Source organism: Georgenia sp. TF02-10 (assembly GCF_022759505.1).
GTDB lineage: Bacteria > Actinomycetota > Actinomycetes > Actinomycetales > Actinomycetaceae > TF02-10.
In genome coordinates, this window is sequence record NZ_CP094289.1 from 3,475,605 (window position 1) to 3,490,720 (window position 15,116).

General features: G+C 70.6%; 10 protein-coding genes. All 10 read right to left on the minus strand.

Going from position 1 to position 15,116, the window contains the following annotated elements:
• Positions 1–11 precede the first annotated feature (11 nt).
• Positions 12–317: a 50S ribosomal protein L23 gene (rplW, locus tag MF406_RS15835; protein WP_242895595.1), complete on the minus strand. Its 306-nt coding sequence runs from the start codon at positions 315–317 to the stop codon at positions 12–14.
• Positions 314–958: a 50S ribosomal protein L4 gene (gene rplD, locus MF406_RS15840; protein ID WP_242895596.1), complete on the minus strand. Its 645-nt coding sequence runs from the start codon at positions 956–958 to the stop codon at positions 314–316. The genes rplW and rplD overlap by 4 nt, the downstream gene beginning before the upstream one ends.
• A 1-nt stretch (position 959) precedes the next feature.
• Entirely contained in the window at positions 960–1,622 is a 663-nt protein-coding gene (gene rplC / locus MF406_RS15845; RefSeq protein WP_242895597.1) for a 50S ribosomal protein L3, read from the minus strand.
• Between the two features lie 11 nt (positions 1,623–1,633).
• Complete coding sequence (gene rpsJ / locus MF406_RS15850) at positions 1,634–1,942, minus strand: 30S ribosomal protein S10 (RefSeq protein WP_242895598.1); 309 nt, start codon at positions 1,940–1,942, stop codon at positions 1,634–1,636.
• A gap of 565 nt (positions 1,943–2,507) precedes the next feature.
• The gene (tuf, locus tag MF406_RS15855) at positions 2,508–3,701 is read right to left on the minus strand and encodes an elongation factor Tu (RefSeq protein ID WP_242895599.1); all 1,194 of its coding nucleotides are present in this window, start codon (positions 3,699–3,701) and stop codon (positions 2,508–2,510) included.
• A 122-nt stretch (positions 3,702–3,823) separates the two neighbouring features.
• Positions 3,824–5,926, minus strand: a complete 2,103-nt coding sequence (fusA, locus tag MF406_RS15860) for an elongation factor G (RefSeq protein ID WP_242895600.1) — start codon at positions 5,924–5,926, stop codon at positions 3,824–3,826.
• Positions 5,927–5,983: 57 nt separating this feature from the next.
• Complete coding sequence (rpsG, locus tag MF406_RS15865; protein WP_242895601.1) at positions 5,984–6,454, minus strand: 30S ribosomal protein S7; 471 nt, start codon at positions 6,452–6,454, stop codon at positions 5,984–5,986.
• Positions 6,454–6,828, minus strand: coding sequence for a 30S ribosomal protein S12 (rpsL, locus tag MF406_RS15870; protein ID WP_043498211.1), 375 nt, complete (start codon positions 6,826–6,828; stop codon positions 6,454–6,456). The genes rpsG and rpsL overlap by 1 nt, the downstream gene beginning before the upstream one ends.
• 489 nt (positions 6,829–7,317) lie before the next feature.
• On the minus strand, positions 7,318–11,205 hold the full coding sequence (locus MF406_RS15875; protein WP_242895602.1) for a DNA-directed RNA polymerase subunit beta': 3,888 nt from the start codon (positions 11,203–11,205) through the stop codon (positions 7,318–7,320).
• Positions 11,206–11,304: 99 nt separating this feature from the next.
• Complete coding sequence (gene rpoB, locus MF406_RS15880; protein WP_242895603.1) at positions 11,305–14,802, minus strand: DNA-directed RNA polymerase subunit beta; 3,498 nt, start codon at positions 14,800–14,802, stop codon at positions 11,305–11,307.
• Positions 14,803–15,116 lie beyond the last annotated feature (314 nt).

Below are 15,116 nucleotides of genomic sequence, written 5' to 3' on the forward strand. Positions count from 1 at the left end.
TCGGCCGGGGGTCAGCCGGCCACCTCGCCGAAGATGTCGATGGACCCCTCGCGCAGGGTGACGATCGCGCGCTTGGTGTCCTTGCGCTTGCCGAGCCCGAACCGGGTGCGGCGGGTCTTGCCCTGCCGGTTCGCGGTGTTCACCGAGGCGACCTTGACGTCGAAGATCTTCTCGATGGCGTTCTTGATCTCGGTCTTGTTCGAGCGGGGGTCCACCTCGAAGGTGTACTTGCCCTCGTCGATCAGGTTGTAGCTCTTCTCCGAGACGATCGGCTTGATGATCACGTCGCGGGGGTTCTTCGCCGGCTCGATGCTCACTGCTCCTCCTCGCCCTGGCCGAGGAGCGCCCGGAGCGCCCCGGTGGTGAACACGACGTCGTCGTTGACCAGGACGTCGTAGGTGTTGAGCTGGTCGACCCAGAGCAGGTGGACGCTCGGGACGTTGCGCAGGGCGAGCAGGGTCCGCTCGTCCTGGCGGTCGAGCACGACCAGCGCGCTGCGCTCGCCGACCACCCGGCGCAGGGCCGCGAGGGCGGTCCTGGTCAGCCGCTCGGCGGCGTCGTCGACCAGGGCGTCCACGACGTGCACCCGGCCGGCGCGGGCCCGGTCGGACAGGGCCCCGCGCAGGGCGGCGGCCTTCATCTTCTTGGGCGTGCGCTGGGCGTAGCTGCGCGGCTGCGGGCCGTGCACGGTGCCGCCGCCGGCGAACTGCGGGGCGCGGGTCGAGCCCTGCCGGGCGCGGCCGGTGCCCTTCTGCCGGTAGGGCTTGCGGCCGCCGCCGCGGACGTCGCCGCGGGTCTTGGTGGCGTGCGTGCCCTGCCGCGCGGCCGCGAGCTGGGCGACGACCACCTGGTGGATGAGCGGGACGTTGGTCGGTGCGTCGAACACCTCGGCGGGCAGCTCGGCGGAGCCGGCCTTCTCACCCGCGGCGTCCAGCACGTCGACGGTCAGCGTGGTCATCTCACGCTCCCTTCGCGGTACGGACCACGACGACGCCGCCCTTGGGCCCGGGGACGGCCCCGGTGACCAGCAGGACGCCGTTCTCGGCGTCGACGGCGTGGATCGTGAGGTTCTTGGTGGTCTGCCGGGCGTTGCCCATCCGGCCGGCCATCCGCAGGCCCTTGAACACCCGGGAGGGCGTGGAGGCCCCGCCGATGGAGCCGGGCTTGCGGTGGTTGCGGTGGGCGCCGTGGGAGGCGGAGACGCCGGCGAAGCCGTGCCGCTTCATCACGCCGGCGGTGCCCTTGCCCTTGGTGGTGCCGACGACGTCGACGGTGGCGCCGGGCTGGAACGCCTCGGCGGTCAGCTCCTGGCCGGGGGCGTAGCCGGTGGCGCCGGGGGTGCGGATCTCGGCGAGGTGGCGGCGCGGGGTCACCCCGGCCTTGGCGAAGTGGCCGCGGAGCGGCTGGGTGACCCGGCGCGGGTCGATCTCGCCGAAGGCCAGCTGCACGGCACTGTACCCGTCGGTCTCCGGGGTGCGCACCTGCGTGACGACGTTGGTGCCCACCCGCACGACCGTCACCGGGACGAGGCGGCCGCCGTCGTCCCAGACCTGGGTCATGCCGAGCTTCGTGCCGAGCAGCGCCGTGACGGGCGCGGCGGCGGCCTGATCGAGCGTTGTCATGGCAGGTGTCCTCAGAGCTTGATCTCGATGTTGACGTCGGCCGGCAGGTCGAGGCGCATGAGCGAGTCGACCGCCTTGGGCGTCGGGTCCACGATGTCGATGAGCCGCTTGTGCGTGCGCATCTCGAAGTGGTCGCGGCTGTCCTTGTACTTGTGGGGCGACCGGATGACGACGAAGACGTTCTTCTCCGTCGGCAGCGGCACCGGGCCCACGACCGTCGCACCAGCGCGGGTCACCGTGTCGACGATCTTGCGCGCCGAGCTGTCGATGACCTCGTGGTCGTAGGACTTGAGCCGGATGCGGATCTTCTGTCCCGCCATGGCGTCGTCTAACCTCTCTCGTACCGCTACCCGTACCGACCCCCGCGCTCGGGCGTGTCGCGCGGGCGACGCACCCGGACGCACAGCCCCGGCACGGGGCGTGGTCGCTGTGATGCCTGTTCGGACCCGAGCGGGGACGCCCGATCCGGCAGCCGGCGCCCGGGGCAGGCCCCCAGGCAACCTGGCAATCTTGCCACGCGCGGGCCCGCCCCGCCTAATCCGGACCGGGCCCCGGTGGTGCGGGCCTCGTCACGTCGGCAGGGCGGCGCACGCTGGCCCGGCCACTTTACCAGCGCCGGCGGCGGTGGCGCGAGGGCCGGGGGCTGTGAGCGCGCGCACGGGAGGCGGCGGCCGCCGTCGCCGAGGACCGACCGCCCGACCGCCGTCGCCGAGGACCGACCGCCCGGCCGCCGTCGCCGAGGACCGACCGCCCGGCCGCCGGCGGCGCGGACCAAGGCCCGGCCGCCGTCGGCGGACGACCAAGGGCCCGGCAGCCGAGGCTGCCGGGCCCTGCGGGTCCTGCTGTGCGCCGAGCGGCGCGGCCGGGGTCAGCCCCGGCGGGGGGTCACTTGAGGATCTTGGTGACCCGGCCGGAGCCCACGGTGCGGCCACCCTCGCGGATGGCGAAGCCGAGGCCCTCCTCCATGGCGATGGGCTGGATGAGCTCCACCGTCATCTCGGTGTTGTCGCCGGGCATGACCATCTCGGTGCCCTCGGGCAGCGTGATGACGCCGGTGACGTCGGTCGTCCGGAAGTAGAACTGCGGACGGTAGTTGGAGTAGAAGGGGTTGTGCCGGCCGCCCTCGTCCTTGGCCAGGATGTAGACCTGGCCCTCGAACTGGGTGTGCGGGGTGATCGAGCCCGGCTTGCAGACGACCTGCCCGCGCTCGACGTCCTCGCGCTTGGTGCCGCGCAGCAGCAGCCCGACGTTCTCCCCCGCGTCGGCGGTGTCGAGGAGCTTGCGGAACATCTCGATGCCGGTGACGGTGGTCTTCTGGGCCTGCGGCCGGATACCGATGATCTCCACCTCCTCGTTCACCTTGAGCTGGCCGCGCTCGACGCGGCCGGTGACCACGGTGCCGCGGCCGGTGATGGTGAAGACGTCCTCGATCGGCATGAGGAACGGCTTGTCGATGTCGCGCACCGGGTCCGGCACGTTCTCGTCGACGGCCTCCATCAGGTCCTCGACGGACTTGACCCACTTCGGGTCGCCCTCGAGGGCCTTGAGCGCGGAGACGCGGACGACGGGCGCGTCGTCGCCGGGGAAGCCCTGGGACGACAGCAGCTCGCGGACCTCCATCTCGACGAGCTCGAGGATCTCCTCGTCGTCAACCATGTCGGCCTTGTTCAGCGCGACGAGCAGGTAGGGCACGCCCACCTGGCGGGCGAGCAGCACGTGCTCGCGGGTCTGCGCCATCGGGCCGTCGGTGGCGGCGACGACGAGGATCGCGCCGTCCATCTGGGCGGCACCGGTGATCATGTTCTTGATGTAGTCGGCGTGCCCCGGGGCGTCCACGTGCGCGTAGTGGCGCTTCTCCGTCTGGTACTCCACGTGGGAGACGTTGATGGTGATGCCGCGCTGGCGCTCCTCGGGAGCGTTGTCGACCTGGTCGAACGGCGTGAACGTGTTGAGGTCCGGGTACTTGTCCGCCAGCACCTTGGAGATGGCAGCGGTCAGCGTCGTCTTGCCGTGGTCGACGTGACCGATCGTGCCGATGTTGACGTGCGGCTTGGTCCGCTCGAACTTGGCCTTCGCCACTTGGGGTCCTCCTGGGGACTCGGGTAGTTGTCTTGACGCTCTGGCAGGTGCTTCGCGGGCGCCTGCCGGGGCGAGATCCTACGGGTCGGGTGTGGGTTGCTTGCTGGGTCGACCTGTGGGACTCACTCGCCCCGGGTCTTCTTGATGATCTCCTCGGCGACGTTCCGAGGGACCTCCGCGTAGCTGTGGAACTGCATCGAGTACACCGCGCGACCCTGGGTCCGGGACCGCAGGTCGCCGACGTAGCCGAACATCTCCGACAACGGCACGAGGGCGCGGATGACCTTGACGCCGGTGGCGTCCTCCATCGACTGGATCATGCCACGGCGGGAGTTGAGGTCGCCAATGACGTCCCCCATGTACTCCTCGGGGGTGCGCACCTCGACGTCGAAGATCGGCTCGAGGAGCGCGGGGTCCGCGCGGCGGACGCCCTCCTTGAGGACCATCGACCCGGCGACCTTGAAGGCCATCTCGGAGGAGTCGACCTCGTGGTAGGCGCCGTCGAGCAGGATCGCCCGGATCCCGACCAGCGGGTAGCCGGCCAGCACGCCGTTCTGCATGGCGTCCTCGATGCCGGCCTCCACCGACGGGATGTACTCCCGCGGGATGCGGCCGCCGGTGACCTTGTTCTCGAACTCGAAGAGCTCGCCCTCGCTGGTGTCCATCGGCTCGAAGGTCACCTGGACCTTGGCGAACTGGCCGGACCCACCGGTCTGCTTCTTGTGCGTGTAGTCGATCTTCTCCACCTTGCGGCGGATGGTCTCGCGGTAGGCGACCTGCGGGGCGCCGACGTTCGCCTCGACCTTGAACTCCCGGCGCATCCGGTCGACGAAGACGTCGAGGTGGAGCTCGCCCATCCCGCCGATGACGGTCTGGCCGGTCTCGTCGTCCAGCCGGACGGTGAAGGTCGGGTCCTCCTCGGCGAGCTTCTGGATCGCGGTGGAGAGCTTCTCCTGGTCGGCCTTGGTCTTGGGCTCGATGGCCACGTGGATGACCGGCTCGGGGAAGGTCATGGACTCCAGGATCACCGGTGCGTCGATGGCGCACAGGGTGTCCCCGGTGGTGACCTCCTTGAGCCCGATGAAGGCGTAGATGTGCCCGGCGTGGGCCTCCTCGACCGGGTTCTCCTTGTTGGAGTGCATCTGGAACATCTTCCCGATGCGCTCCTTCCGACCCTTGGTGGAGTTGAGCACCTGGGCGCCCTGGGCGACCTTGCCGGAGTAGACCCGGACGTAGGTGAGCCGGCCGAAGAACGGGTGCGTGGCGACCTTGAAGGCCAGCGCGGCGAACGGCTCGTCCTCGCTCGCCGCCCGCTCGACGACGACGTCCTCGTCCTTGACGTCGTGGCCCTGCACGGGCGGGACGTCGAGGGGGGAGGGCAGGTAGTCGATGACGGCGTCGAGCATGGGCTGGATGCCCTTGTTCTTGAACGCGGAGCCGCAGAAGACCGGGTAGGCCTCGCCGGCCACGGTCAGGGCGCGCACGCCGCGCTTGATGTCGGCGACGCTCAGCTCCTCCCCGCCGAGGTACTTCTCGAGGAGCTCCTCGTCCGCCTCGGCGACCTGCTCGATGAGCGTGGTGCGGTACTCCTCGGCCTGGGCCCGCAGGCCCTCGGGGATCTCCTCGACCTCGTAGTCCTCGCCCATCTTGACCTCGCCGCGCCAGGTGAGCGCGCGCATGGTCACCAGGTCGACGACGCCGGTGAAGTCCTGCTCGGACCCGATCGGGATCTGCATGACCAGCGGGGTGGCCTTGAGCCGGTCGACGATGGTCTTGACGGTGAAGAAGAAGTCCGCGCCGATCTTGTCCATCTTGTTGACGAAGCAGATCCGCGGGACGTTGTACTTGTCCGCCTGGCGCCACACGGTCTCGGACTGCGGCTCCACGCCCTCCTTGCCGTCGAAGACGGCGACCGCGCCGTCGAGCACGCGCAGCGAGCGCTCCACCTCGACGGTGAAGTCCACGTGGCCGGGGGTGTCGATGATGTTGATCTGGTTGTTCTTCCAGAAGCAGGTGGTCGCGGCGGAGGTGATGGTGATGCCGCGCTCCTGCTCCTGCTCCATCCAGTCCATCGTCGACGCGCCGTCGTGCGTCTCACCGATCTTGTAGTTGATGCCGGTGTAGAACAGGATCCGCTCGGTCGTCGTCGTCTTGCCGGCGTCGATGTGAGCCATGATCCCGATGTTGCGGACCTTGGTGAGGTCGGTCAGCACGTCAAGTGCCACGTGAGGCTCTCTTCGGTAGGGGTGGTTCGTGAAGTCGGGGGCGCGCCCCCGCCGGGGTCACCAGCGGTAGTGCGCGAAGGCCTTGTTGGACTCGGCCATCTTGTGGGTGTCCTCGCGGCGCTTGACCGCGGCGCCCAGGCCGTTGGAGGCGTCGAGGATCTCGTTCATCAGCCGCTCGGTCATGGTCTTCTCCCGGCGGGACCGGGAGTAGTCCACCAGCCAGCGCAGCGCCAGGGTGGTCTGCCGGGAGGCGCGGACCTCGACCGGGACCTGGTAGGTGGCGCCGCCGACCCGGCGGGAGCGGACCTCGAGGGTGGGCCGGACGTTGTCCAGCGCGCGCTTGAGCACGGTGGACGGGTCGGACTGGGTCTTCTCCGCCACGCCCTGCAGGGCGCCGTAGACGATGCGCTCGGCGGTGGACTTCTTGCCGTCGACCAGCACCCGGTTGACGAGCTGGGTGACGACCGGGGAGCCGTACACCGGGTCGGAGACGAGCGGGCGCTTGGGGGCCGGGCCCTTACGAGGCATTACTTCTTCTCCTTCTTCGCGCCGTAGCGGCTGCGAGCCTGCTGGCGGCCCCGCACACCCTGGGTGTCCAGCGCGCCGCGGACGATCTTGTAGCGCACGCCGGGCAGGTCCTTCACCCGGCCGCCGCGCACGAGCACGATGGAGTGCTCCTGGAGGTTGTGCCCCACGCCCGGGATGTAGGCGGTGACCTCGATGCCGCTGGACAGGCGCACGCGGGCGACCTTGCGCAGGGCCGAGTTCGGCTTCTTCGGGGTGGTGGTGTACACGCGGGTGCACACCCCCCGCCGCTGCGGGCTGCCCTTGAGGGCCGGCGTCTTGGAGGTCCCTACCTTGACGCTGCGGCCCTTGCGGACCAGCTGCTGAATCGTGGGCACTACTTCTCCGTCTCAGGTACTTGCTGTGTCGTTGCTGCACGCCCGACCGTGGGGTCGACCGGCCCGGGCCGTCCGGCCCGTCCTGGCTCGCTCCCCTGCCCCCGCTGTCGGGCGTGTCGACCAGCTGCTGCCCGGCGAGGCCCGCCCGGGGCGGTGGGGCCGGGGCGTCACGCTGGTGCGGACGCCTGCGGGCTCGGCCCGACGGCGGTCATCACCGGTGAGCTGCGCACGCACACGAGAGCCCGGTGTCGCGGGCACCGCAGACCAGCGTACTCTGCGCCGGATTCCGGCGCAAAGGATCCGCCCCGCGCCGCCGGGTGGCGTGCGCCACGTGGGGTCGGTCACGCCGGTGGGGACGACGGCGGCCGGCGGGGTGGGCGGCCGACGGGCCGGGCCGCGGGGTCTCCCCCACGGCCCGGCCCGTCGGTGGCCGGGCGGCCGCGCCGCCGGGCGGCGGCGCCGCCGGCTGCTGCCGCCCGGCCGGCGCCGTCAGCGGAACTCGAGCCCGTAGCTGTCCGGGAACTCCAGGTCCTCCAGCGCCAGCGGCTCGTTCGACCCGCCGACCGGGGCGAAGTCGATGTCGCTGTAGCCGAGCCGGGAGAACGCGGTCTGCTTGGCCTCCTCGGTGGGCTCGACGACCACCTCGTGGTAGCGCGGCAGGCCGGTCCCGGCCGGGATGAGCTTGCCCAGGATGACGTTCTCCTTCAGGCCGAGCAGCGGGTCCTTCCGGGCGCTCATGGCCGCCTCGGTGAGCACCTTCGTCGTCTCCTGGAAGGAGGCGGCGGAGAGCCAGGAGTCGGTGGCCAGGGACGCCTTGGTGATGCCCATCAGCTCGGGCCGGCCGGAGGCGGGGGTGCCGCCCTCGGAGACCACCCGGCGGTTCTCGTCCTCGAACCGGGTGCGCTCCATGAGCTCGCCCGGCAGGAGGCGGGAGTCCCCGGAGTCCAGCACCGTCACCCGGCGCAGCATCTGCCGGACGATGACCTCGATGTGCTTGTCGTGGATGTCCACGCCCTGGGAGCGGTAGACCTCCTGGACCTGCTCGACGAGGTGCTTCTGCGCGGCCCGCGGGCCGAGGATGCGCAGCACCTTCTTCGGGTCGACGGCGCCCGCGACGAGCTGGCGGCCGACGGCGATGTGCTCGCCGTCCTCCACCAGCAGCCGGGCCCGCTTGGTGACCGGGTAGACCACGTCCTCCTGGCCGTCGTCGCGGACGACGACGATCTTGCGGATCCGCTCGGAGTCGTCGATCTTGACCCGGCCGGCGGCCTCGGTGATCGGGGCCTCGCCCTTGGGGGTGCGGGCCTCGAACAGCTCCTGGACGCGCGGCAGGCCCTGGGTGATGTCCTCCGCCGAGGCGGCCCCGCCGGTGTGGAAGGTCCGCATCGTCAGCTGGGTGCCGGGCTCGCCGATGGACTGCGCGGCGATGATGCCGACGGCCTCGCCGATGTCCACCAGCTTGCCGGTGGCCAGGGAGCGGCCGTAGCACTTGGCGCAGGTGCCCACCCGGGATTCGCAGGTCAGGACCGAGCGGACCTTGACCTCGGTCAGCCCGGCGGCCACCAGGCGGGCGATGAGCACGTCGCCGATGTCCTGGCCGGCCTCGCCGAGCACGTTGCCCTCGGCGTCGGTGACGTCCTGGGCCAGGGTGCGGGCGTAGACGCTGGTCTCCACCGTGTCCGCCCGCACGACGGTGTCCTCCCCGACCTTGTCCGCGATGGGCATGGTCAGGCCCATCCGGGTGCCGCAGTCGTCCTCGCGGATGATGACGTCCTGGGAGACGTCCACCAGGCGCCGGGTGAGGTACCCGGAGTCGGCGGTCCGCAGCGCGGTGTCCGCCAGGCCCTTGCGGGCGCCGTGGGTGGCGATGAAGTACTCCAGGACGGACAGGCCCTCGCGGTAGTTGGACTTGATCGGGCGGGGGATGATCTCGCCCTTCGGGTCGGCCACCAGGCCGCGCATGCCGGCGATCTGGCGGACCTGCATCCAGTTGCCGCGGGCGCCGGAGGAGACCATCTGGAAGACGGTGTTGCGCTCGGGGAAGTTCGCCCGCATCGCGTCGTCGACCTCGTTGGTCGCCTGGGTCCACACGTCGATGAGCTCCTGGCGGCGCTCGTCGTCGGTGATCAGGCCGATGTCGTACTGCTCCTGGATCTTGCGGGCCTCCTCCTCGTACTTCTCGAGGATCTCGGCCTTGGCCGCGGGCGCGACGACGTCGGAGATCGCGATGGTCACCCCGGAGCGGGACGCCCACCGGAAGCCGGCCTCCTTCAGCGCGTCCAGGCTCGCCCCGACCTCGACCTTGGGGTAGCGCTCGGCGAGGTCGTTGACGATCCGGCCGAGGACCTTCTTGTCGACCACCCCGTTGAGGTAGGGGTAGTCGACCGGGAGCAGGTCGTTGAACAGGGTCCGCCCGAGGGTGGTCTCCAGCAGCAGCGGGTCACCCTCGGTCCAGCCCTCCGGCGCGGTCCAGCCGGCCGGCGGGACGGCCTCGGGGAGCCGGACGGTGATCCGGGCGTTGAGGTCCAGGTCGCCGCGGTCGTAGGCCATCAGGGCCTCGGCGATGGAGCTGAAGAACCGTCCCTCGCCGGCCGCTCCGGCCCGCTCGGAGGTGAGGTGGAACAGGCCGATGATCATGTCCTGGGACGGCATCGTGACCGGGCGGCCGTCGGAGGGCTTGAGGATGTTGTTCGAGGACAGCATGAGGATGCGGGCCTCGGCCTGCGCCTCGGCGCTCAGCGGCAGGTGCACGGCCATCTGGTCGCCGTCGAAGTCGGCGTTGAACGCGCCGCAGACGAGCGGGTGGAGCTGGATGGCCTTGCCCTCGACCAGCTGCGGCTCGAAGGCCTGGATGCCCAGGCGGTGCAGGGTCGGGGCGCGGTTGAGCAGCACCGGGTGCTCGCGGATGACCTCGTCGAGGACGTCCCACACCTGCGGCCGGGACCGCTCGACCATCCGCTTGGCGGCCTTGATGTTCTGGGCGTGGTTGAGGTCCACCAGCCGCTTCATGACGAAGGGCTTGAAGAGCTCCAGCGCCATCTGCTTGGGCAGGCCGCACTGGTGCAGCTTCAGGGTGGGGCCGACGACGATGACCGAGCGGCCGGAGTAGTCCACCCGCTTGCCGAGCAGGTTCTGCCGGAACCGGCCCTGCTTGCCCTTGAGCATGTCCGAGATGGACTTCAGCGCCCGGTTGCCCGGCCCGGTGACCGGCCGGCCGCGGCGGCCGTTGTCGAACAGCGCGTCCACGGACTCCTGGAGCATGCGCTTCTCGTTGTTGACGATGATCTCCGGCGCGCCCAGGTCCAGCAGCCGCTTGAGGCGGTTGTTGCGGTTGATGACGCGGCGGTAGAGGTCGTTCAGGTCCGAGGTGGCGAACCGGCCGCCGTCGAGCTGGACCATCGGGCGCAGGTCCGGCGGGATCACCGGGACGCAGTCCAGCACCATGCCCAGCGGGGAGTTGCCGGTGGTGAGGAAGGCGTTGACGACCTTCAGCCGCTTCAGGGCCCGGGTCTTGCGCTGCCCGGTGCCGGTGGCGATGACCTCGCGGAGGGACTCCGCCTCGGCCTGCAGGTCGAAGGTCTCCAGCCGGCGCTGGATCGCCTCGGCGCCCATGGCGCCCTTGAAGTAGATGCCGTAGCGGACGGTGAGCTCGCGGTAGAGCAGCTCGTCGCCCTCCAGGTCACCGACGGCGAGGTTCTTGAACCGGTCCCAGACCTTCTCCAGCCGCTCCAGGTCGGCGTCGCCGCGGCGGCGGATCTGGGCCATCTCCCGCTCGGCGGACTTGCGGACCTTCTCCCGGGCGTCGGCCTTCGCGCCGGACGCCTCGAGCTCGGCCAGGTCGGTCTCCAGGCGCTGGGCCCGGGCCTCGATGTCGGCGTCGCGGCGGTTGGCCACCTGCTGGCGCTCGAGGTCCATCTCGTTCTGCAGGGACGGCAGGTCCTCGCGCCGGCCCTCCTCGTCGACCTCGGTGATCATGTACGCCGCGAAGTAGATGACCTTCTCCAGGTCCTTCGGGGCGAGGTTGAGCAGGTACCCCAGGCGGGACGGGACGCCCTTGAAGTACCAGATGTGGGTGACCGGGGCGGCGAGCTCGATGTGGCCCATCCGCTCGCGGCGCACCTTGGAGCGCGTGACCTCCACGCCGCACCGCTCGCAGACGATGCCCTTGTAGCGCACGCGCTTGTACTTCCCGCACGCGCACTCCCAGTCGCGCGTCGGGCCGAAGATCTGCTCCCCGAACAGGCCGTCCTTCTCCGGCTTCAGGGTGCGGTAGTTGATCGTCTCGGGCTTCTTGACCTCGCCGTGCGACCACTCGCGCACGTCCGCCGCCGTGGCGAGGGAGATGTGCAGCTGGTCGAAGACATTGACGTCGAGCAAGGGTTCCTACTTCCTCCGGTATAGCACCGTGAACAGCTATGGGTGGAGCCGGGGCCGGGGCGACGGCGGCCGGTCGGCCGGCCGCGCCCCGGCGGGGGCTCAGAGCTCGTCGACGCTGCTGGCGTCGGGGCGGCGGGAGAGGTCGATGCCGAGCTCCTCCGCGGCGCGGTACACCTCGTCGTCGGTGTCCCGCAGCTCGATGGCGTTGCCCTCCGCGTCGAGCGCCTCGACGTTCAGGCACAGCGAGCGCATCTCCTTGATGAGCACCTTGAAGGACTCGGGGATGCCGGGCTCGGGGATGTTCTCCCCCTTGACGATGGCCTCGTAGACCTTCACGCGGCCGGTGACGTCGTCGGACTTGATGGTCAGCAGCTCCTGCAGGGCGTAGGCGGCGCCGTAGGCCTCCAGCGCCCAGACCTCCATCTCGCCGAACCGCTGGCCGCCGAACTGCGCCTTACCGCCCAGCGGCTGCTGGGTGATCATCGAGTACGGGCCGGTGGACCGGGCGTGGATCTTGTCGTCCACGAGGTGGTGGAGCTTGAGGATGTACATGTAGCCCACCGAGATCGGCTCGGGGAACGGCTCCCCGGACCGGCCGTCGAAGAGCTGGGCCTTGCCGTCGGTGCCGACCAGGCGCTCGCCGTCCCGGTTGGGCAGGGCGTGCGCGAGGAGGCCCTGGAGCTCGTGGTGCTCGGCGCCGTCGAACACCGGGGTGGCGACCGGGGTGCCGGGGTCCACGTGCACGGCGTTCTCGGGCAGCTGGCGGGTCCACTCCTCCGCGGCGGCGACCGCCTCGCTGACGTCCCAGCCCTGGGCGGCGAGCCAGCCCAGGTGCAGCTCGAGGACCTGGCCGACGTTCATCCGGCCGGGCACGCCGAGCGGGTTGAGGATGACGTCCACCGGGGTGCCGTCGGGCAGGAACGGCATGTCCTCCACGGGCAGGATCTTGGAGATCACGCCCTTGTTGCCGTGCCGGCCGGCGAGCTTGTCCCCGTCGGTGATCTTGCGGCGCTGGGCGATGTAGACCCGGACCATCTGGTTCACCCCGGGCGGCAGCTCGTCGTCGTCCTCTGCGGAGAACTCCCGGATGCCGATGACGATGCCGGACTCCCCGTGCGGGACCTTCAGGGAGGTGTCGCGGACCTCCCGGGCCTTCTCCCCGAAGATCGCCCGGAGCAGCCGCTCCTCGCTGGTCAGCTCGGTCTCGCCCTTGGGGGTGACCTTGCCGACGAGGATGTCGCCGGAGGAGACCTCGGCGCCGATCCGGATGATGCCGCGCTCGTCGAGGTCGGCCAGGACCTCCTCGGCGACGTTGGGGATGTCCCGGGTGATCTCCTCCGCGCCCAGCTTGGTCTCCCGGGCGTCGACCTCGTGCTCCTCGATGTGGATGGAGGTGAGCACGTCGTCGGCGACCAGGCGCTGGGAGAGGATGATCGCGTCCTCGTAGTTGTAGCCCTCCCAGGACATGAACGCCACGAGGAGGTTCTTGCCCAGGGCGAGCTCGCCGTCCTCGGTGGCCGGGCCGTCGGCCAGCACGGTGCCGGCCTCGACCCGGGCGCCGTCGTCCACCACGACCCGCTGGTTGTAGGAGTTGCCCTGGTTGGACCGGCGGAACTTGGCGACCCGGTAGACCTGGTTGGTGCCGTCGTCGGCCGCGACGTGCACGGCGTCGGCGGAGACCTCGGTGACGACGCCGGGCTTGGCGGCCACGATCACGTCCCCGGCGTCCACCGCGGCGCGGCGCTCCATCCCGGTGCCGACCAGCGGGGCCTCGCTGCGCAGCAGCGGCACGGCCTGGCGCTGCATGTTGGCGCCCATGAGCGCGCGGTTGGCGTCGTCGTGCTCGAGGAAGGGGATCATCGCGGTGCCGACGGAGACCATCTGCCGGGCCGAGACGTCCATGAAGTCGATCTCGTCCACGGCGACCAGGGCCGGCTCGCCGCCGGAGAGGCGGCACAGGGCCTGGTCCTCGACGAAGGTGCCGTCCGCGGTCAGCGGGGCGGAGGCCTGCGCGATGACGTGCCGGTCCTCGTCGTCGGCGGTGATGTAGACGACCTCGTCGGTGACCCGGCCGCTGACCACCCGGCGGTAGGGGGTCTCGACGAACCCGAACGGGTTGATCCGGGCGAAGGTGGCGAGCGAGCCGATCAGGCCGATGTTCGGGCCCTCCGGGGTCTCGATCGGGCACATCCGGCCGTAGTGCGAGGGGTGGACGTCGCGGACCTCCATGCTGGCCCGGTCCCGGGACAGCCCGCCCGGCCCGAGCGCGGAGAGCCGGCGCTTGTGCGTCAGCCCGGCGAGCGGGTTGTTCTGGTCCATGAACTGGGAGGACTGGGAGGTGCCGAAGAACTCCTTGATCGAGGCCACCACGGGGCGGATGTTGATCAGGGTCTGCGGGGTGATCGCCTCCACGTCCTGGGTGGTCATCCGCTCCCGGACGACGCGCTCCATCCGGGACAGGCCGGTGCGGACCTGGTTCTGGATGAGCTCGCCGACGGCGCGGATGCGGCGGTTGCCGAAGTGGTCGATGTCGTCGGTCTCCACCCGCACCGGCTCGGCCCCGCCGACGGCGGGCAGCTCGGCCAGGCCCTGGTGCAGGGCGAGCAGGTACTTGATGGCGGCGGTGACGTCCGCCAGCCGGAGCACCGACTCGCTCAGCTCGGCGTCCAGGCCGAGCTTCTTGTTGATCTTGTAGCGGCCGACCTTGGCCAGGTCGTAGCGCTTGGGGTTGAAGTAGTAGTTCTCCAGCAGGGTCCGGCCGGCCTCGACCGTGGGCGGCTCGCCCGGGCGGATCTTGCGGTAGATGTCCAGGAGGGCCTCGTCCTCGGTGTGGACGTTGTCCTTCTCCAGGGTCTCCAGCAGCACCGGGAAGTCCGCGAACTCCTCGCGGATCTCCGACTCGGTCATGCCCAGGGCGCGCAGGAAGACCGTCACGGACTGCTTGCGCTTGCGGTCGATGCGCACGCCGACGGCGTCGCGCTTGTCGATCTCGAACTCCAGCCACGCGCCGCGGCTGGGGATCACCTTGGTGGTGAAGATGTCCTTGTCGGAGGTCTTGTCGGCGACCTTCTCGAAGTACACGCCCGGGGACCGGACGAGCTGGGAGACGACGACGCGCTCGGTGCCGTTGATGATGAAGGTGCCGCGCTCGGTCATCAGCGGGAAGTCGCCCATGAACACCGTCTGGGACTTGATCTCCCCGGTGGTGTAGTTGACGAACTCCGCGGTCACGAACAGCGGCGCCGCGTAGGTGAAGTCCTTCTCCTTGCACTCCTCGGCCGTGTACTTTGGCGGCTCGAAGCGGTGGTCCCGGAAGGACAGCGACATGGACTGGCCGAAGTCCTCGATCGGGGAGATCTCGCTGAAGATCTCCTCCAGGCCGGAGGTGGTGGGCACGTGGTTGTCGCCGGCCGCGGCGGCGGCCTCCACGCGGGCGCGCCAGGCGTCGTCCCCGATGAGCCAGTCGAAGCTCTCGGTCTGCAGGCCGAGGAGGTCGGGAGCCTGGAGCGGCTCGTGGATCTTGGCGAAGGAGACGCGTCGCGGGAGCGAGGCGGTAGCGTGAGCAGTAGGTGCAGAAGCGGTGCGCGAGGCAGCCAAAGGGTGTCCTTCCCTGCGAATGGATGCACACACTGACCCCACCGCGGGCGGGTGGGGAGCCGGACGTCAGGCAGAGGTCAGCGCAAAGCGACAGCATACCGGTGCCGGGGGGCCGTGTCCAGCACCGGGGTGGGCGTGGCGCGCAGGCGGCGGAGTAGGCGCGCCTCCTGCGGCCGGCCTCGCCGGTCCGGCCCGGCCCGGCCCGGCCCCGAGCGTCCCACCTGCTGGCGGCCGGCCTCCCCAGCCACACCCAGAGGCCCGGCACCATCGTCGACGGTCCCGGCTCGGCTCGGCACGGCCCCGAGCGTCCCGCG